Below are 16,350 nucleotides of genomic sequence, written 5' to 3' on the forward strand. Positions count from 1 at the left end.
ATGAACGCGCGCATCTCGTCGTGTCCGAGCGTGACGCCGACGGCGTCCTCGTTGCACAAGCTGCGCGCGATCTGCGCGATCAGCATCGAGACGGCCACCGGCGGATAGTCGTCGAGATCGATGCCGTTTGCGCGTAGCGCGACGGTCACCGCGGCCGTCTCGATGTCGCGGACGCGCTCGGCGTACGCCTTCAGTTCGGCGCGAATGACCTTGCGGTGATTGGCCAGAGCCATGAATTCGGTGTTGAGACCCGTCATGCGCAGATCGCTGTTGATCAGCCAGAGCGTGTGCAACGGGTCGTCGTCGGTGAGCGCGGCGCGCATGTTCTCCAGGGACACCTCCGCGCCGGCCCGCAGCACCTCGACGAACAAGTCGTCCATCGTCGGGAAGTAGTAGTAGACCAGCGCCTGTTTGACGCCGGCCTCGGCGGCCACGCGTCGCGACGTCGCGGCGGCGTAACCCTCGTCACGCATGATCTTGGCGGTGGCCTCGATGAGTCGTTGCCGTGCCCCGGCTTCGGCCGGTTTGGCGTTCGCGGCGCGCGGCATCAGCGACCCTCCGCTCGAACGCTTGCCCCTCTGTCGCGCCGTGTGATAGGCATGGCGCATCCTAACAGTTTGATCGATCGATCAGATTGGGTTGCGGGCGCCAGCACCGAAAGGACGACCGTTCATGACCGATCTCGCCTCGGTGGATTACTTCTCCGACCACGCGATCAGCCAGGATCCCTACGCCTACTGGGACCACCTCCGCGAACAGGGACCCGTCTTCCGTGAACCGAACTACGGCGTGGTCGCCGTCACCGGCTACCAGGAAGCGTTGGCGGCGTTCAAGGATCACGACTCCTTCTCGGCGGTCAACGCGATCGGCGGACTCTTCCCGCCGCTGCCGTTCGTCCCCGAGGGCGACGACATCACCGAACAGATTGAGGCACACCGCCATCTGTTCCCGATCCACGAGCACCTGGTCGTGATGGACCCGCCGGCACACGAGCGGGCCCGCTCCCTGCTGACCAAACTCCTCACGCCGCGTCGGCTCAAGGAGAACGAGGATTACATGTGGCAGCTGGTCGACAACCAGATCGACCGGATCATCGGAAACGGACGCTGCGAGTTTTTGTCCGAGTACGCCAAACCCTTCGCCACGTCGGCGATCATCGACCTGCTCGGGGTTCCGCAGGAGGACCGGCCGGAGTTCCTGGCCGCGCTGGGCGCCGAGCGTCCCGACGGCAGCCGGGTGGGCGCACTCGACGGCGAGCCGGTGGGTTTGGACCCGCTGCAGTACCTCGACGACAAGTTCGCCGGATACCTCGCCGAGCGTCGCCGCGAACCGCGCGGCGACGTGCTGTCGGGAATGGCGGCCGCCCTGTACCCCGATGGCTCGACGCCGGAGCTGATCGAGGTCGTCAAGCCCGCGACGTTCCTGTTCGCCGCGGGTCAGGAGACCGTCACCAAGCTGCTCAGCGCGGCGGTCCAGACCCTCGGGGACCGGCCGGACTTCCAGCAGCTGCTGCGCGAGCATCCGGAGCGGATCGGGGCCTTCATCGAGGAGTCGCTGCGCATGCAGTCGCCGACGAAGGTCGATTTCCGGTTGGTCCGCAAGAGCACCACGCTCGGCGGGGTGCCGTTGAAGGCGGGAACGGTCGTGATGCTGTGCCTCGGCGCGGCCAACCGAGACCCCCGCAAGTTCGAGGATCCGCACGAGTTTCGCCCGGACCGCAAGAACGTGCGCGAGCACATCGCGTTCGGCCGCGGAATCCACTCGTGCGCGGGTGCGCCGCTCGCGCGGGTGGAGGGCAGGATCACCGTGCAGCGGTTGCTGGAACGCATGCGCGATATCCGAATCAGCGAGTCGGCGCACGGTCCCGCCGGTGAGCGCCACTACGCGTATGACCCGACCTTTTTGCTGCGCGGACTCACCGAGCTACATATCGAGTTCACTCCGGCGGGACGATGACCGGTGCGCGCGGCGGGCGGCGAGCCTGAAATGCGCCGCTGACCTGCGGTGTGACGGGCGCCTAAACCTAATTTGGCTGAGACGCTTGTCACAGCGCTCAAACCTACCTACTGTGTGTTCACTAGGTTGGTTGAACGAAGGGGTTCGGTGTCTGCCACAGAGTCCGCGCGGCCGTATGCCACGCTCCTCGCCAAGGGCGAGGATCGCAGGCAGCGCATCCTTGCGGTGGCCGAACGCCTGCTCGCGCGCAATGGGTGGCGCAACACCTCGCTGGCCCAGATCGCGAAGGACGCCGGCGTCACCCCTGCGGGTCTGCTGCACCACTTCGAGTCCAAAGAACAACTGCTCAACGCGGTGCTCGACGCCCGCGATGCCGACGATGCGATCCACGCCGACTATCGATCCGGTGACCTCGTCACCGAGCTCGGCCGGGTCCCCGAACGCTTCGACCGCGCGCCCGAACTCGTCGGGACCTTCACCGTGCTTCTGGTCGAGAACATCGCGCCCGACGCGCCCCTGCACGACCGTCTGGTCAAGCGCTACCGCGACGCGGTCGACATCATCACAGCGATCATCGAGCGCGGTCAGGAAAGCGGCAAGTACCGCTCGGATCTCGACGCGGCCACCAAGGCCGTGGAAATCCTCGCCTTCACCTATGGAATGGAGACCCTATGGTTACTCGACCCATCGATTCAATTGGCCGAGGTGTTCAAGGGGTACGCCGAGTCGCTGGGGCGCGAGCTGGCGCCGCGGAGCTCGACATGAGGTACCGGCTGGACGTGGTCGCCCCGTCGGTGACGGACGCGGTGAAGTTCGCCGGTGGCTGGATCTACGACCGGGTGATGGCGGGGTGGGACGTCACCGTGCTCGTCGGTGGTGACGAGGACGTGCGTCCGTTGACGATCCTGGGTGCCGAGACGCTCGACCTCGAGTCAGTCCTGGCGGACTGGGAGGAACGCCCCCACCCGCAGACCGTAGCCGTCGCGGCGAACATGATCGACCGGGATGCCCGCGTCCTGCAGCACGTGCGCAACGCGCTCGAGCAAGGCGCGACCGAGGTGACGCTCTGGGGTGAGCGGGTCCCCGCCGAACTCGACAGCAGTGTCGACTCCGTCGAGCACCGCCTCAGCGCCGCCGCCCGGGCGTTCAAGGTCAAGGCCCTGGCCGCCGCCGGCGAACCCGCTGCCGTCGACGTCGGTGGCTGCGAGACGTTCCGCTGCGGCATGATGGCCTCGGTCGCCGCGGATCTGGTGCCCGCCAGCTGAATTCGCGTCAGCAGTAGTCGCTGGATTCGGCCAACTCGGCCGCGGAGCGCATCAGCTCGACGATGACCGGACCGTAGGCGAGTAGCTTCTCGTTGTCGCCGGCGCGCTGGAAACCCTGCTCGAGCACGATCGCGAGCTTCCACTTCGCCAGCACCAGGTAATAGTCGAGGTCGTCGACCTGGCGTCCCGAGACCTTCGCGTAGTGATCGACAACCTCTGCGCGCGAGGGCATCCCGCGCATGTCGACGTACCCCATCTCCGACTCCGCGGGCGCCGAGGTGTCCTCGGGCCAGCTCTGCACCATCCAGCCGAGGTCCAGCTTCGGGTCCCCGACGGTGCCCATCTCCCAGTCCACGATCGCGGCCAGCCGCGCGGGTGCCCCGTGGCGGTACATCACGTTGGCGAATTGGTAGTCGCCGTGCATCAACCCGGGGATGTAGTCCAGCGGCCGATGCGTGCGCAGCCAATCGGTGGCAACGTCGAGGCCGTCGATCTCGCGACCCTTGATCCGGTCGAAGAACGCGATCCACCGGTCGACCTGACGTTCGTGGAAACCGTCGGGCCGGCCAAGGTCCTGCAGCCCCTTGGCTTTCCAGTCGACCTTGGACAACAGCGCGATGCCCTCCGCGAGCTGATAGGCCAGCTCGCCGCGCGCGGAGAGATCGGAGTCGAACGGCTCCGGCCACTTTCGGTCCTGAAGGTCCATCGGCGACCATCCGTCGACGAAGCCCATGAGGTAGAACGGGCGGCCCAGCACGGCGGCGTCCTCACAGACGGCGACGGCCTCGGTGTGTGGAACTTCCGTGCTGTCGAGCGCCTCGATGATGCGCCACTCGCGCAGGATTCCCTTGTCGCGGTCGGGGGGAGCGCTCGGCGGCGGCATCCGCAGCACGCAACTGTGATCTCCGCGGCGCAGTTCGTAGATGACGTTCTGGGTGCCGCCGGACAGGAACCGGGTCTGCAGCGGCTCGCCCTTGCCGGGCAACTCGGCCGCATCCATCCAATCGGTCAGGCGTGCAACGTCGATCGCGTCCTCGCTCACAGGTTCCCCACCTCGTTCTCGAGGTACTCGGCGAACTTCGCCCGCGCCTTCTCCCGTTTGGCGGGGATCCACTCGGTCGGCCAGGTGTCGGTGCTGGGTGCGTAGTCGCGCAGCACCTGCTTGGCCACCGTCGCCTTGTGTACCTCCGTCGGACCGTCGGCCAGCCCCATCACCGCGGCGCCGGTGACCATGCCGAGGAAGGGCATCTCATTGGTGACGCCGAGTGCACCATGGACCTGCATTGCGCGCCAGGCGATGTCGTGCAGAACTGTCGGCATCACGACCTTCACGGCGGCTATGTCCTTGCGCACCTTCTTGTAGTCGTTGTACTTGTCGATCTCCCACGCGGTGAAGAGGACCATCAGCCGGAACTGCAGCAGCTGCGCGTACGAGTCGGCGATATAGCCCTGGATGAACTGCTTCTCGGACAGCCTGCTGCCCTGGGTCTCGCGGCTGAGGGCGCGTTCGCACATCATGTCCAACGCCTTGCGGCTGAGCCCGATCGTGCGCATCGCGTGGTGGATGCGGCCACCGCCCAGGCGCGTCTGGGCGATGACGAACGCCTGGCCTTCGCCGCCGAGCAGCGCGTCGGCGGGCACTCGCACGTTGTCGTAGTGGATCAGCGCGTGCGAACCCTCGTCGTCACGTTCGCCGTGCAGACCGACATTGCGCACGATGTTGACGCCCGGGGTGTCGGTCGGCACCAGGAACATCGACATGCCCTGGTACGCGCTGACATCGGGGTTCGTGACCACCATGACGATCAGGAACGACGCCGTTCTGGCGTTGGAGGAGAAGAACTTCCAGCCGTTGATCACCCAGTCGTCACCGTCGCGCACCGCGGTCGTCTTGAACAGCGTGGGATCGGCGCCGGCATGTGGTTCGGTCATCGAGTAACAGGAGAAGATTTCGCCGTCGAGCAACGGGCGCAGATAGCGCTCTTTCTGCGTCTCGGTGCCGTAGTGGGCGATGATCTCGGCGTTCCCGGTGTCGGGTGCCTGACAACCGAAGACGATCGGCGCCCACTGGGAGCGGCCGAGGATCTCGTTGAGCAGCGCGAGTTTCAGTTGGCCGTAACCCTGGCCGCCGAGTTCGGGGCCCAGGTGGGTGGCCCACAGTCCGCGTCGGCGCACTTCGTCCTTGAGCGGGTCGATGACCTTGCGGCGGTTGGCATCCAGTGGCACGAACTGCTGGTCGGGGAACGCCAGGTCGAGCGGTTCGACCTCCTCCCTGACGAATTCGTCGGCCCAGTCCAGAACCTTCTGGTACTCGGGGTCGGTTTCGAAATCCCACGCCATCGTGGTCTCCTTCCTCTCAGGTCTGCGCCTTATGTCAGGCTCGTTGCGCCTCTGTCTGCCTCGTGTTGAACCCGAGGACCAGTGCGGCGATATCGTCGGTGACGACTTCGGAGAAGGACCGGTCGCCGAAACTTCCACTGGCCCAGTGCCGCACGCCCTCGCTGACATGCATGCCCGCCAACCGGGAGAGATGATCGACATCGACGTGGGGGGCGATCTTCCCGTCCTGTTGCGCACGGGCGAACAGTTCGCCGAACATGTCGGCGTCGGCGGTGTCGTCGGTCGGCTCGCCCGCGAGGATCCGGTGTTCGTGCCGGTAGCCCTCGAGAATCGTCTGGATGATCAGCTCGCGCGGATTGCGCGCCATCGAACGTTCCAGGCTGCGCAACGCCTCGCCGATGACGGTCTCGACGTCGTAATCGGCGCGTAGGAGCGCCCGAACCTTCTTCTGCGCTGCCCGCGTAGAGAGCAGGCCGACCTCGAAGAGGATGTCCTCCTTGGCGGGGAAGTAGAAGTAGAACAGGCCTCGGGACACGCCGGCGGCCCGGCAGATGTCCGCGACCGTCGTCTTGGAGTATCCGTTCGTGCGCCACAGCGCCATCGCGGCCTGCACCAGGGCCCGCTTGGTCTCATGCGAACGGGCGCGCTGGAACGACGCGCGCCGTTGACCACCGTCAGCCATCACATCGCCGCTGACCTGGGACACATCGGCACTGTAACAGCGCATTCCGTGCTTGCAAATAGTTGACGTTTGTCCAACTATCTAAGGATGGTCGCGGCACTCGACGGTAGACGCATCTTGGTGACCGGCGGGGCGAGCGGTATCGGCGCGGCGGCGGTGCAGGTGCTCACGGAGGCGGGCGCGCGTGTCGTCGCCACCCGCCACACGACGGAACCACCCGACGTGGCGGGGGTGTCGTGGATGCCGTGCGACGTTCGAGACGCCGACGCCGTCGAGCGGACCGTGCGGGCTGCGGCCGAGGAGATGGGCGGCCTCGACGTGCTGCTCAATGCCGCGGGGTTGTGGCAGGCGGGGATACCGGGTCAGATCACCGCGGACGACATCGACTCCCTGTTCGACACCAACGTCAGGGCCACGATCCTCACGAACCAGTCGGCGTACGCCGTGATGCGCGAGAACGGCGGGGGCCGCATCATCAACTTCGGCTCGGCGGAGGCCGTGATGGGTAGCCCGCTCTCGGCGGTTTATGCGGCCACCAAGGGAGCGGTGGCGGCGTGGACCCGATCGGCCGCCAGGACGTGGGCGGCCGAGAAGGTGTCGGTGATCGCGCTGGCGCCCGCGGTGCAGACGCCGGGCGCCGAGCGGCTGCGCGAATTCCTCGGACCCGCCGCCGAACTCATGGACGAGCAGCTGAAGACATCGATCCCGCTCGGTGGGGCGCTCGGCGATCCCGTTCGAGATCTCGGGCCCGCGTTGGTGTTCTTCTGCAGCGAGGGTTCCCACTTCATGACGGGACAACTCGTCGCCGTGGACGGCGGCCTGGTGATGCTCGGATCGTAGGCACATCGGAAGGCGGAACATGCCCGACCTGCACCACGTCGTCATGCGCAGCCATTCGGCGCACACCTTCACCGCGTTCTTGGCCGAGGTGATGGGGATGGAGGTGCAGTTCCGGATGCACGTCGCCGGCGAGGTGCCCATCGAGTTCATGAGAACCTATGCGCCCGAAGCGAACTCCGATACCAGCGACGCGACGAATTCCTGAGTGCGCTGACGTGAGGCCTGTCGTTGGGCGGCGTCCTGCCCGAGCGGAACGACCCGCAATGCCAGGTCGGTGACGCCGGCGTCGCGGTAGCCGCGCAGCCGTGCCTCGACGGTCGCCTCATCGCCGGCGGCCATGGTGTCGCCGACGTCTTCGGCGTCGCCGTGTTCGAGCAGGCGGACGTAGTTGGGGGAGAAGTCGGCGTGACCGAGGACCTCGCTGGCGTAGGCTCGGGCCGCATCGACTTCGCTGTCCGCGCAGAGCGCGACGGGAACCCCGGCGACGATCCTGACACCCTCGCGGCCCGCGTCTTTCGCCGCTGCGGTGATGCGGGGCACCACGTAGTCACCGATCGCGCGTTCGTCAGCCATCCACAGGATGGTTCCACCGGTGCGCTCTCCGGCGATCCGCAGCATGGTCGGGCCGAGCGCGGCCACCAACACCGGGACGGTGAAGGCGTCGGTGACGTCGATCGGACTGTGCACGCGAAAGGCGTCGTTGTCGACCGCGACGGCGCCCGGTCCGCCGAACGCCGCGTCGAGCACCTCGAGATAGTCGCGAACCAACCGCGCGGGCTTGTCGTAGGACAGGCCGAGCTGGTCGGAGATGATCCAGTGGTGTGACGGGCCGATTCCGAGGGTGAACCTGCCGCCGCAGGCGATCTGAGTGGTGAGTGCCTGCTGGGCCATGATGAGCGGATGGCGGGTCTGGATCGGAACCACCGCGGTCCCGATCTCGATGCGCTCGGTGGCGTTTCCGAGCAGCGCCACGGCCGTCATCGCATCGAGATAGCCGGGCACCTGCGGCATCCAGAACGATGCGAAACCCTGTTTCTCCGCGGCCTTTCCGTCGTCGATCAGACCGTTCAACCGTTCGGCGCGGGGCCGCTCCTTGTCGGAGCCGACCATCAAACCGACGCGCATTCACACCTCCGTCTCATGGCACGTAGCGGTCCCACTCGTAGGGCACGACGGCGTGGAACGGTGCCGCGAAGAGCGGTTTGATGCCGCCCTCCCATCGAGTCTGCAAGACCGGCCGCAGCCGATTGGCGACGGCTACCGGCTCGTCGTCGAGGAAGCAGTACGTGACCGTTTGTCCGGCAGGGGCGCTCGCGAGCCGAGCTTCGACCGGCAGCGACGTTGCGGCCCACGCGCCGGCCACCCCGTCGACACCCATCAGGTCGTCAAGCGCACCGGTCCCTCGTTCCAGCAGCAGGTAGACCCCGCGGTTCGGCCACCACGGCAGCACGTCGGCGCCGGCCTTGATCCGCGCGGCGGCAATCCGCTGTCCAACGTCGTATACACCGCGTTCGACGGGCGGCAGCAGAGGCAGTTTGCGGCCCGCGTCGCCGAGCGCCTTGGACAGTGCGAGGAACGGTTCCATGCCCTCGACCCCGGTGAAGAAGTACGTCATCACGTGATCGATGGCTTCGTAAGGACTTTCGTTCGCTGCGCGCGCGGTGCGGCACTCAGGAGTGGACACCAGGCGCAGCGATGCGCGCACCGCGGACATCCGATGCTGTTCGGGTCGATGGTCGAGGCTGTGCCAGCGCAGGTAATCCGCATCGGCCCCGTCGGGGTGGCGGCGCGCCATCGAGACGAACATGGTGGCGACGTCCCCGTCGCCGTTCGCCAAGACCTCGGGGACCTCGTCGGACGGTGTGCCCGGCAGCTGCATCGCCATCTCCTCTACACCGAATCCGGCTGGGACAGCTTGATTTCGGGGTGGCGCGCCTCGACCATGCGGCGGAAGCCGTCACGCCAGCCGATCGTCGTGCGACCCAGCACCTCGTGCATGTGGGTCACGTCGGGCCACAGCGGTGTGTGGGCGTCGTGGGTGTACTCGAAAATCGGCTCGACGCCGACCAGTTCACCCATGTAGGTGCAGTATTCCTCGACGCTGACCGTCTCGCTGCCCGCCCAATTCACCACGACCGGTGGTGTATCCGCCGCCTCCATGGCCCTGATCCCGAGCATGACGTAGTCGTCCTCGTAGATGGGGTTGTAGTTGTTGGGACGGTCCGGATGCAGCCGAATCGGCCTGCGGTTCAGGATGGCCTCGAGCCGGTCTGCGGGGGCGCCTCCCTCCGGCCCGTAGGTGGAGCAGATCCGGATGATCGTCAATGGAATCTCGTACTGTCGGGCGACCCAGGTGCAGACGGCCTCGGCGGCGACCTTGGAAAAGCTGTAGTTCGCCCGCAGCGGCACCCCTGGCGGATCGGATTCGGTGAGGGGACGCCGGCCCTTATATCCGTAGATCGAGCCGGTCGAGCAGAACACGAAACCCTTGGCGCCGCGGTAGCGGTGCAACAGGTCGCCCGAACGCTGCGCATTGGTCTGAAGGCAGTCTGTCCAGTCCCCGGCGCCGGGATCGACCGCGGCGTGGAACACGTAGGTGAAATCGTCGGGCAGCGCCGAGAAGTCGCCCTCGCTGACGTCCAGCGCGACGGGGATGACACCGGCGTCGGTCAACCGGCCGCGGTCCGCGGGATCGCGCATGCGAGCGGCGCCCCACACTTCATTGTTTCGGGCCAACTCCCGCGCGATCGGGAACGCGATCTTGCCTGTCGCGCCGGTCATGAGGATCTTCTCGCCGTCGAGCATTCATTAAGTCTTAGCGCACCGCGCCGCAAATGTTAAGTACTTGATATGTTGGCGGGGTGCAGCTCACCTTCGATGCCGAGGTGGAGGCGTTCCGCGCGGAGTTCGTCGCCTTCCTCGACGAGCACCTGCCTGCTGAGGCCGAGGCGGCCGTGGAGCGTTCGCGGTCGACGGCACACGTGCCGCAATGGGCACGTCGCTGGCAGCGGTTGATGTTCGACCACGGCTGGCTGCTGCCCGGGAACCCGCCGGAATTCGGCGGCCGCAACGCAGGAGTCCTCGAACAGTTCGTGCACCGCCAGGAGTTGGCGCGCCGCCGCATCTACCACGCCTTCAACCCGCAGGGTGTGGGCACCATCGCCGCGTCGCTGCTGTCATTCGGCACCGATGAGCAGAAGCAACGGTGGGCGGTGCCGATCCTGCGTGCCGAGATGACTGCCTCGCTGGGTATGAGCGAACCGGGTGCGGGCTCGGATCTGGCGGGGCTGGCCACGCGCGCGGTACGCGACGGGGAGGAGTTTGTCGTCGACGGACAGAAGGTGTGGACGTCGGGCGCACACGACGCCGACGTCATCCTCGCGTTCGTACGTACCGACCCGGATGCGCCCAAGCACAAGGGAATCAGCGCTCTGCTGATACCCACCGCCACCCCGGGCGTGGAGCGCCGGCCGTTCGCCTCGGTGTACAGCCGAGACGACCTCGATTTCAACGAGGTGTTCTTCACCGGTGTGCGGGTGCCCGCGGAAAACCTCGTGGGTCCACTGCACGAGGGTTGGCGAGTGGCCAACGGCTCGCTGGGCCACGAGCGGACGATGATGTGGATGGCGTTCGCCAATCGACTCGATCAGCTTCTGCAGGACTTCGACCCGGTGGGCGCGGTGAACCGGGACCGCTACGCGACGGTCGCGATGGACTACGAAGCGCTGCGCCTGCTGGGTTCCGTCGCCCTGGGGCAGGCGGCGCGGGCGGAACGCGACATCCCCAGCATCTCGGTGTTGAAATTGTTCGGATCGGAGGCCGAGCAGAAGGCGTTGGGGTACGCGCTCGACGCCGCCGGCGCGGATGGCTTGCGCAGTCCCGGACTCACGGCGCCGTACAACCCCTACAGCCCGGACCTTTTCACCGCCGACTGGTTCACCCGCTACATCAGTTCCTACGCCGGAACCATCTCGGGCGGGGCGTCGGAGATCCAGCGCAACATCATCGCGCAGCGGGTGCTGGGCCTGCCCGCGCGCTAGTTTTCTTTCGGCGAGCAGACGCAAACCTGCCGCTTTTTCCGCGAATTTTGGGCAGTTATGCGTCTGCTCGCCGAAGAAAAGGGGGCGCTCACGCGCTCACCGCGGGGCGGGCGCCGCCAGCTCGCGCAGCGACGCCAGGAACAGCTCGTCCATCCGCGGGCTCAACTCGGCCAACGTGGCAGCGCTGGCATGACCGGCCGAGCCGAAGACACGGCCGAGCGTGTCGGCGGTCGTGCCGGAAGCGATCGAAAGGCACAGGCACGCAACGCCGTCGACGCGCATCTCCTCGAGGGCCTTGTGCACGTCGGCTTCCGCGTAGCGTCCTTCGTAGCCGTCGTCATAGGGGTGGCCGTCGGACAGTACGAGCAACAGCTTGTTGGGGGTGCCGGCCTCCGCCTTGAGGATCCGCCCGGTGCCGCGGATCGCCGCGCCGAGACGGGTGAAGCCCGACGGCTGCAGTTGATTCAGACGAGCCCGGCTGAGCGCCCCGAAGCGCTGGTCGAACGTCTTGATCGCCGGTAGGTGGACGGCGTGCCGTCCCTGCGACCGGAAGGCATACACCGCAACCCGATCCCCGAGCTCCTCGAGCGTGGCCGCGAGGGTGGCCGCCGCGCGCCGCTGGTGATCGTGGACCGCAAGTCCCGCCGCGTCGGTGTCGGTGGCCGATCCGGAGGCGTCGACCAGGATGAGCACACCGAGATTGCGGGCGAGCATGCGACGTTCGGTGTACACGTGCTCCGGCGGCGAGAAGCCCGAGCGCAGATCGACGAAAAGGTCGATGAGCGCTTCGATGTCGAGTTCTTCACCGTCCGGCCGGCCGCGCAGCACTCTAGGCCCGAGCCCCACACGGGACAGTCGGCGCCGGAGCATCTCATCGTGCGCGACACCCGAGGCCGAGACGTCGGCCTCGACGGCCAACGGAAAGTCGAGCACCCGACAGTGGTCGGGGCGATACGTGTCGCTGTACACGTCCCATTCCGGGTGAAGCGCCCCGCCGATGCCCAGCGCCGCTGCCGGCCTACTGGCATCGGTGAACTCGATCCGCGTCGGGACCGGTCGAGCGTGCACCCCGACGGCACGCGCTCGCACGGTGGAGCCGACCTTCAATTCACCGCCGACGTCGTCAGCGGACGAGCGTGACGTGCCGAGCATGTTCCGCAGGAAGTTCGAGAACGCCTGCGTCAGAACGACTGGCGCCTCGAACAACTTCAGGATCTTGCTGCGTTCGGAAGGTCCGTCGTCGTCATCGGAATCCTCCGCGACATCGGCGGGATCGACCTGCATCTGTAGGTCCTGCGCGGTGGGCCTGCCGCCGGCGGTGTGAGGGGAATTCACCCGGGACGGCCTGATGACACCGAACCACTCCGGTGGATCCGCGACTTGGCCACGCCCCCTGGCGATCTCGAGCGACTCCTCGGGGCTCGCGGTGACCTTTTCACCGTCGACGGGTAACGCCGCCGCCGCGGGTAGCCGCGATGCGAGTTCGGCCAGCGCCCGGCGTCCCTCCAGCGACAGATACCGGCGTGCCGTCGACGGCCGTGCCCGTAACGACTTCAGGAGATGCCGCTCGAGGCTGCCGGCGGCCAGCAGGGCACTTTGCACCAGCACTTCACGGCGCTGCTCCTCGGTCGAGCGTCCTACCGAGACGAAGACCACGACGCCATCGGTGTGCGCTGGAACCCCCGCCGGGGCGTGGGCGACATCGACGGGCCGACCCGCGGCGAACGTCGCGAGGAATCGGAACCGCTCGGGACCGCCGATGTTCACGCGCCGGGCAGCACCGCGTCGACGAGTTCGCCGAGGGCGCGAACGACATCGGCGTCATCGGAGAGCACCTGGACCACCGCCGACCGGACGGCGGTGCGCAGGTTCAGCCCCTCGGCAACGAGGCCGCCGGCGAGGATCAACATCCGGGTCGAGGCCACCTCGCGCAAAGATGAACTGTCGAGGCCGCGGATGGCGTGGCCGACCCGAACGAGGGACCGCGCCGTCGCGGTATCGACCCCCGCCTCGTGCGCCACGATCTCCGCTTCGATGTCGGCTGGGGGGAAACCGAGCTCGAGGGCGATAAAGCGTTGCCGCGTCGACTCTTTGAGATTCTTCAGGACGCTCTGATAACCCGGGTTGTACGAGATGACCAACTGAAACCCCGGGGCCGCCGCCAACGTCGTGCCCAGCCGGTCGACGGGCAGTTCGCGGCGGTGATCGGCGAGCGGATGGATCACCACGGTGGTGTCCTGACGCGCCTCCACCACTTCGTCGAGGTAGAAGATGGCGCCGTTGCGCACGGCCCGGGTCAGCGGCCCATCCACCCACACCGTTTCCCCGCCCTTGAGCAGGAAGCGGCCGACAAGGTCCGCCGACGTCATGTCCTCGTGCCCGGCGACGGTGATCAGCTCACGGCCGAGGTCATGGGCCATGGCCTCGACGAAACGCGTCTTCCCGCAGCCGGTGGGCCCTTTGAGCAGCACGGGCAGGCCCCGCCGGGCCGCAGCCCGAAACACCTCGACCTCCTCGCCGACCGGTCGGTAGAAAGGCGGATTCACACCCGTCTCGACCGATGGCCGAAAGTTATTGACCGTCATCGTTGTTCGGGCGCTGTATGGGCACGACGGGCGGGATCGTAACCCCCTCCGGCAGTACGAGCTGACCGTCGTGGTCGATGAACCCCGAGTGCTTGGTGGGAAGCGGCAGGTCAGGGTTGGGACACGGCCGGTCGGTGCCCTCGCCACAGATCCCGGGGTTGAAGTACGACCGCTTCTGCACATCCTCGGGCCACGGGTCGGCATGCATGCCGAGCCACGTCGCGGGCAGGTTGTAGAAGACGAAGAAGCACGCGCTGACACCGCCGAAGATCGCGAGGAACCGCACGAACTGCTGTTTGACCACACCGCCTCGAATGCCGTCCAGTCCGCGTTCGACCACGGTGCGGCCCCGGTCATCGGTGAAGAAGCGCAGGCAACACAGCGCCGCCTGGACGCCACCCCACATGAAGCCCTCGTAGATCGGATATTGGAAATAGGTGCCCGCGTTGATCGACAGCGACTGGATGGCGCCGGGGTAGGAGTAGAAGCCGATCGGCAGCAGGATCAGGCCTTCCATGATGAAGTCGAAGACGATGGCGATCGCATAGGTGACCAGCACGAGTCGCAGATTGCTGATCGACGGCCACCGGTTCTTGATCTTGCGCATGACCGCGCATCCGACGATGGTGAGCAGCAGGACTCCGTACGCATAGCCGGGAATGTTCGTCAGCAGCGGTTCGGGCACGGTGTGGCCGGGCTCCTCGTGAGCCACCCAACCGGGGATGTGCGGCGCCCACGACCCCTGGTTGAACAGCCACGCGTTGTACGTGCACCAGGTGCTGTAGTAGTTGAGCATCGGATCCTGAAACATCATCAAGCCCATCGACACCAGCAGCATGCCGTCGAGCGTGATGCGCCTCTCGCGCACCCAGGGCCGGATGATGAAGAACCACAGGGCGAATGGCAGGCCGACCCAGAGCACCACGGCGTTGGCGATCAGCGGGATCTTCATGTAGAGCGGCGGTTCAGTCGGGCCGCCCGCGACCGGCTCGAAGTAGGGCCCGCTGACCCACCGGATGATGACGTACAGCGTCAGCGCCAGGAACACCGCACCCACGCCCGCCCAGATCTTGACGGTGTCCGACGATCGCGGTTTGTTCTCGCCGAGACCTATGGCGCCGCTGATCGGTTCGGCGACAACGGACTTCTTGTTCGACAGATCGCTCACAACGCCTCCTGCGCGCCGCACTGGGATCGCGGCCCACGGATCAAGATACCAACGAGTATCTGAATGTCTAGGCGGATTCTGAGATTCTTGTGGCAGACTTCCGACATGGCGGAGCGGTGGACCAGGGAGCGGCGACTCGAGCACACCCGCTCGCTGCTGCTTGACGCCGCCGAGGACGTGTTCGCCGAAAAGGGTTTCACCGCAGCGACTCTCGACGACATCGCCTACGCGGCCGGCTACACCAAAGGCGCCATCTACAAACATTTCTCGACCAAAGAGGAGCTCTTTCTGGCCGTCAGCGACCGCTACTGGCGGCGCTACTTCGACAACTTCGCCGAGGTCATGGCGTCGTCGAAGCAGGTGGGGGCCCGGGAGCGCGACGAGATCGCGCAGCGATGGCGCCAGCTCAGTCGAGACCGAGGCGCCGAGCACGCCGCGCTCGGACACGAGTTCACGCTGTACCTGTTGCGCAACCCGGACGCGCGTGAACGCGTGGTCGGAAAACGGGCAGAGGTGGTCGAGGCGTTGGCGAAGTTCATCGTCGACGGCATCGACCGGCTCGGCGGGACGCTGCTGATACCGCCGTTGACGTTGGCCCAGGTGCTGATCGCGACCAGCGACGCCATCGTGCTGGGCAGCGAGCTCGACGATGTCGACCTCTACCGGCCGATCATCGACATGTACCTCTCGGCGATCAAGCTGCCTTAGCGGTCCGCGGCCCGGCCTGGCGGGTCAGGTAGTCGATCTGCAGGTGGATCGCATAGAGGACCAGCGGCGGCAGCACCATGAAGGGGACGTTCTCGGCGATGAACTTGAAGCCGAGGCCGTACCCGTCCTGGCCGATGTTCTCGAACCCCGCACCCACCTCGGCGAGGAAGTACACCGCGGTGCTGCTCATCAGGATCGCGCATCCCGCGAATGCGCCCCACAGACAACGGATCCGGGATTCCGTGGACAGGTCCACCTTGATCAGTCGCGTCCACATGACGAACACGACGACGCCGGTGGTCACCCCGACCACCTCCAACGCGAAGATCCACGGGTTACCGCTGACGTAGCGAGTGTCGGCCAGCGCGTACTGCCACCAGAGCCATTTCCAGCCGGGGTCGGTCGTGGGCGTCCACCAACCGAGCGGGTGGCCGATGAGGAACATGAGCTCGTAGCCGATCTGGCTGCACGCGGTGTAAGGCAGGTAGAACAGCGTGAGCTCCGCGGCCTTGTCGAGCCGAGTGCGGTTCTCGCCGGGCGCATCCCAGAGGATGACGATGGGCACCAGGATCACCGGGATGCCGAAGAGCAGGTTGGCGATGACGTCCGCGGTGAAGGTCGGCGCGATCAGCCCGAACTGAACCCCGATCGTCATCGCGAGGAAGACGACCCCGGTGAGCAGGCCGACGCCGAGATAGATCCTGCCCCGGTGCGGCGCGACGGGCCGGGCGAAGTTCGGCTCGCGGGTCTGCAGCGTTGTCATGCG

At 66.6% G+C, this 16,350-nt stretch carries 18 protein-coding genes; 7 read left to right on the forward strand and 11 right to left on the reverse strand.

The features are described from left to right. Positions 1-548 (reverse strand): TetR/AcrR family transcriptional regulator (locus A5698_RS03580; protein WP_068293476.1); only part of this gene is annotated, 548 nt, incomplete at its 3' end. A gap of 124 nt (positions 549-672) precedes the next feature. Here A5698_RS03580 and A5698_RS03585 point away from each other — a divergent pair. The 3 genes from A5698_RS03585 (at position 673) to A5698_RS03595 (ending at position 3,221) form a co-directional block, all read left to right on the forward strand. Further along, complete coding sequence (locus tag A5698_RS03585) at positions 673-1,956, forward strand: cytochrome P450 (protein ID WP_068293413.1); 1,284 nt, start codon at positions 673-675, stop codon at positions 1,954-1,956. 147 nt (positions 1,957-2,103) lie between these two features. After that, positions 2,104-2,721 carry a TetR/AcrR family transcriptional regulator gene (locus tag A5698_RS03590; RefSeq protein ID WP_068293417.1) on the forward strand — a complete coding sequence of 206 codons (618 nt, stop codon included), beginning with the start codon at positions 2,104-2,106 and terminating at the stop codon, positions 2,719-2,721. Continuing rightward, on the forward strand, positions 2,718-3,221 hold the full coding sequence (locus tag A5698_RS03595; RefSeq protein ID WP_068293419.1) for a hypothetical protein: 504 nt from the start codon (positions 2,718-2,720) through the stop codon (positions 3,219-3,221). The genes A5698_RS03590 and A5698_RS03595 overlap by 4 nt, the downstream gene beginning before the upstream one ends. A gap of 7 nt (positions 3,222-3,228) precedes the next feature. Here the strand turns inward: A5698_RS03595 and A5698_RS03600 are convergent, their stop codons facing one another. The 3 genes from A5698_RS03600 to A5698_RS03610 are packed head-to-tail and all read right to left on the reverse strand — an operon-like array spanning position 3,229 to position 6,243. Beyond that, positions 3,229-4,221 carry a phosphotransferase family protein gene (locus A5698_RS03600; RefSeq protein ID WP_502688869.1) on the reverse strand — a complete coding sequence of 331 codons (993 nt, stop codon included), beginning with the start codon at positions 4,219-4,221 and terminating at the stop codon, positions 3,229-3,231. A gap of 38 nt (positions 4,222-4,259) precedes the next feature. Continuing rightward, entirely contained in the window at positions 4,260-5,561 is a 1,302-nt protein-coding gene (locus tag A5698_RS03605; RefSeq protein ID WP_068293423.1) for an acyl-CoA dehydrogenase family protein, read from the reverse strand. Between the two features lie 34 nt (positions 5,562-5,595). Beyond that, positions 5,596-6,243 (reverse strand): TetR/AcrR family transcriptional regulator, encoded by a 648-nt coding sequence (locus A5698_RS03610; RefSeq protein WP_197506636.1) that lies wholly within the window; start codon positions 6,241-6,243, stop codon positions 5,596-5,598. An 87-nt stretch (positions 6,244-6,330) separates the two neighbouring features. Between A5698_RS03610 and A5698_RS03615 the strand changes: the two genes are divergently transcribed. Next, positions 6,331-7,083 (forward strand): SDR family NAD(P)-dependent oxidoreductase, encoded by a 753-nt coding sequence (locus tag A5698_RS03615; RefSeq protein WP_068293425.1) that lies wholly within the window; start codon positions 6,331-6,333, stop codon positions 7,081-7,083. 19 nt (positions 7,084-7,102) lie between these two features. Further along, positions 7,103-7,288: a hypothetical protein gene (locus tag A5698_RS03620; protein WP_068293428.1), complete on the forward strand. Its 186-nt coding sequence runs from the start codon at positions 7,103-7,105 to the stop codon at positions 7,286-7,288. On the opposite strand, the gene A5698_RS03625 is transcribed toward A5698_RS03620, so the two are convergent. From A5698_RS03625 to A5698_RS03635, 3 genes are read right to left on the reverse strand one after another with little or no spacing between them, the layout of a single operon-like run. After that, positions 7,240-8,208: an LLM class F420-dependent oxidoreductase gene (locus A5698_RS03625; protein WP_068293431.1), complete on the reverse strand. Its 969-nt coding sequence runs from the start codon at positions 8,206-8,208 to the stop codon at positions 7,240-7,242. The genes A5698_RS03620 and A5698_RS03625 overlap by 49 nt on opposite strands. Before the next feature lie 13 nt (positions 8,209-8,221). Further along, the gene (locus A5698_RS03630; protein WP_068293482.1) at positions 8,222-8,962 is read right to left on the reverse strand and encodes a hypothetical protein; all 741 of its coding nucleotides are present in this window, start codon (positions 8,960-8,962) and stop codon (positions 8,222-8,224) included. A gap of 11 nt (positions 8,963-8,973) precedes the next feature. Continuing rightward, a complete protein-coding gene (locus A5698_RS03635) occupies positions 8,974-9,888 on the reverse strand; it encodes an NAD-dependent epimerase/dehydratase family protein (protein WP_068293434.1) in 915 nt (304 codons plus the stop codon). A 56-nt stretch (positions 9,889-9,944) separates the two neighbouring features. Between A5698_RS03635 and A5698_RS03640 the strand changes: the two genes are divergently transcribed. Next, positions 9,945-11,123, forward strand: a complete 1,179-nt coding sequence (locus A5698_RS03640) for an acyl-CoA dehydrogenase family protein (protein WP_068293436.1) — start codon at positions 9,945-9,947, stop codon at positions 11,121-11,123. Positions 11,124-11,219: 96 nt separating this feature from the next. Here the strand turns inward: A5698_RS03640 and A5698_RS03645 are convergent, their stop codons facing one another. The 3 genes from A5698_RS03645 to A5698_RS03655 are packed head-to-tail and all read right to left on the reverse strand — an operon-like array spanning position 11,220 to position 14,876. After that, positions 11,220-12,890 carry a nitric oxide reductase activation protein NorD gene (locus A5698_RS03645; protein ID WP_068293438.1) on the reverse strand — a complete coding sequence of 557 codons (1,671 nt, stop codon included), beginning with the start codon at positions 12,888-12,890 and terminating at the stop codon, positions 11,220-11,222. Continuing rightward, the gene (locus tag A5698_RS03650) at positions 12,887-13,708 is read right to left on the reverse strand and encodes a CbbQ/NirQ/NorQ/GpvN family protein (protein ID WP_068293440.1); all 822 of its coding nucleotides are present in this window, start codon (positions 13,706-13,708) and stop codon (positions 12,887-12,889) included. The genes A5698_RS03645 and A5698_RS03650 overlap by 4 nt, the downstream gene beginning before the upstream one ends. Further along, positions 13,695-14,876: a spirocyclase AveC family protein gene (locus tag A5698_RS03655; RefSeq protein WP_068293443.1), complete on the reverse strand. Its 1,182-nt coding sequence runs from the start codon at positions 14,874-14,876 to the stop codon at positions 13,695-13,697. Before A5698_RS03655 ends, A5698_RS03650 begins: the two co-directional genes overlap by 14 nt. Positions 14,877-14,981: 105 nt before the next feature. Between A5698_RS03655 and A5698_RS03660 the strand changes: the two genes are divergently transcribed. Next, on the forward strand, positions 14,982-15,584 hold the full coding sequence (locus A5698_RS03660; protein ID WP_068293444.1) for a TetR/AcrR family transcriptional regulator: 603 nt from the start codon (positions 14,982-14,984) through the stop codon (positions 15,582-15,584). On the opposite strand, the gene A5698_RS03665 is transcribed toward A5698_RS03660, so the two are convergent. Then, the gene (locus A5698_RS03665) at positions 15,571-16,347 is read right to left on the reverse strand and encodes an emopamil-binding protein (protein ID WP_068293446.1); all 777 of its coding nucleotides are present in this window, start codon (positions 16,345-16,347) and stop codon (positions 15,571-15,573) included. The two genes, A5698_RS03660 and A5698_RS03665, sit on opposite strands and share 14 nt — an antisense overlap. Positions 16,348-16,350: the final 3 nt, after the last annotated feature.

Origin of the sequence: Mycobacterium sp. E136 (genome assembly GCF_001666865.1) — a bacterium.
Lineage (GTDB): Bacteria > Actinomycetota > Actinomycetes > Mycobacteriales > Mycobacteriaceae > Mycobacterium.

Excerpts from the sequence above, each read along its gene's own strand:
- A5698_RS03585 (WP_068293413.1), top strand. The coding sequence starts at position 673 with ATGACCGATCTCGCCTCGGTGGATTACTTCTCCGACCACGCGATCAGC.
- A5698_RS03595 (WP_068293419.1), top strand. The coding sequence starts at position 2,718 with ATGAGGTACCGGCTGGACGTGGTCGCCCCGTCGGTGACGGACGCGGTG.
- A5698_RS03600 (WP_502688869.1), bottom strand. The coding sequence starts at position 4,221 with ATGGATGCGGCCGAGTTGCCCGGCAAGGGCGAGCCGCTGCAGACCCGG.
- A5698_RS03605 (WP_068293423.1), bottom strand. The coding sequence starts at position 5,561 with ATGGCGTGGGATTTCGAAACCGACCCCGAGTACCAGAAGGTTCTGGAC.
- A5698_RS03610 (WP_197506636.1), bottom strand. The coding sequence starts at position 6,243 with ATGGCTGACGGTGGTCAACGGCGCGCGTCGTTCCAGCGCGCCCGTTCG.
- A5698_RS03615 (WP_068293425.1), top strand. The coding sequence starts at position 6,331 with ATGGTCGCGGCACTCGACGGTAGACGCATCTTGGTGACCGGCGGGGCG.
- A5698_RS03620 (WP_068293428.1), top strand. The coding sequence starts at position 7,103 with ATGCCCGACCTGCACCACGTCGTCATGCGCAGCCATTCGGCGCACACC.
- A5698_RS03625 (WP_068293431.1), bottom strand. The coding sequence starts at position 8,208 with ATGCGCGTCGGTTTGATGGTCGGCTCCGACAAGGAGCGGCCCCGCGCC.
- A5698_RS03630 (WP_068293482.1), bottom strand. The coding sequence starts at position 8,962 with ATGCAGCTGCCGGGCACACCGTCCGACGAGGTCCCCGAGGTCTTGGCG.
- A5698_RS03635 (WP_068293434.1), bottom strand. The coding sequence starts at position 9,888 with ATGCTCGACGGCGAGAAGATCCTCATGACCGGCGCGACAGGCAAGATC.
- A5698_RS03650 (WP_068293440.1), bottom strand. The coding sequence starts at position 13,708 with ATGACGGTCAATAACTTTCGGCCATCGGTCGAGACGGGTGTGAATCCG.
- A5698_RS03660 (WP_068293444.1), top strand. The coding sequence starts at position 14,982 with ATGGCGGAGCGGTGGACCAGGGAGCGGCGACTCGAGCACACCCGCTCG.
- A5698_RS03665 (WP_068293446.1), bottom strand. The coding sequence starts at position 16,347 with ATGACAACGCTGCAGACCCGCGAGCCGAACTTCGCCCGGCCCGTCGCG.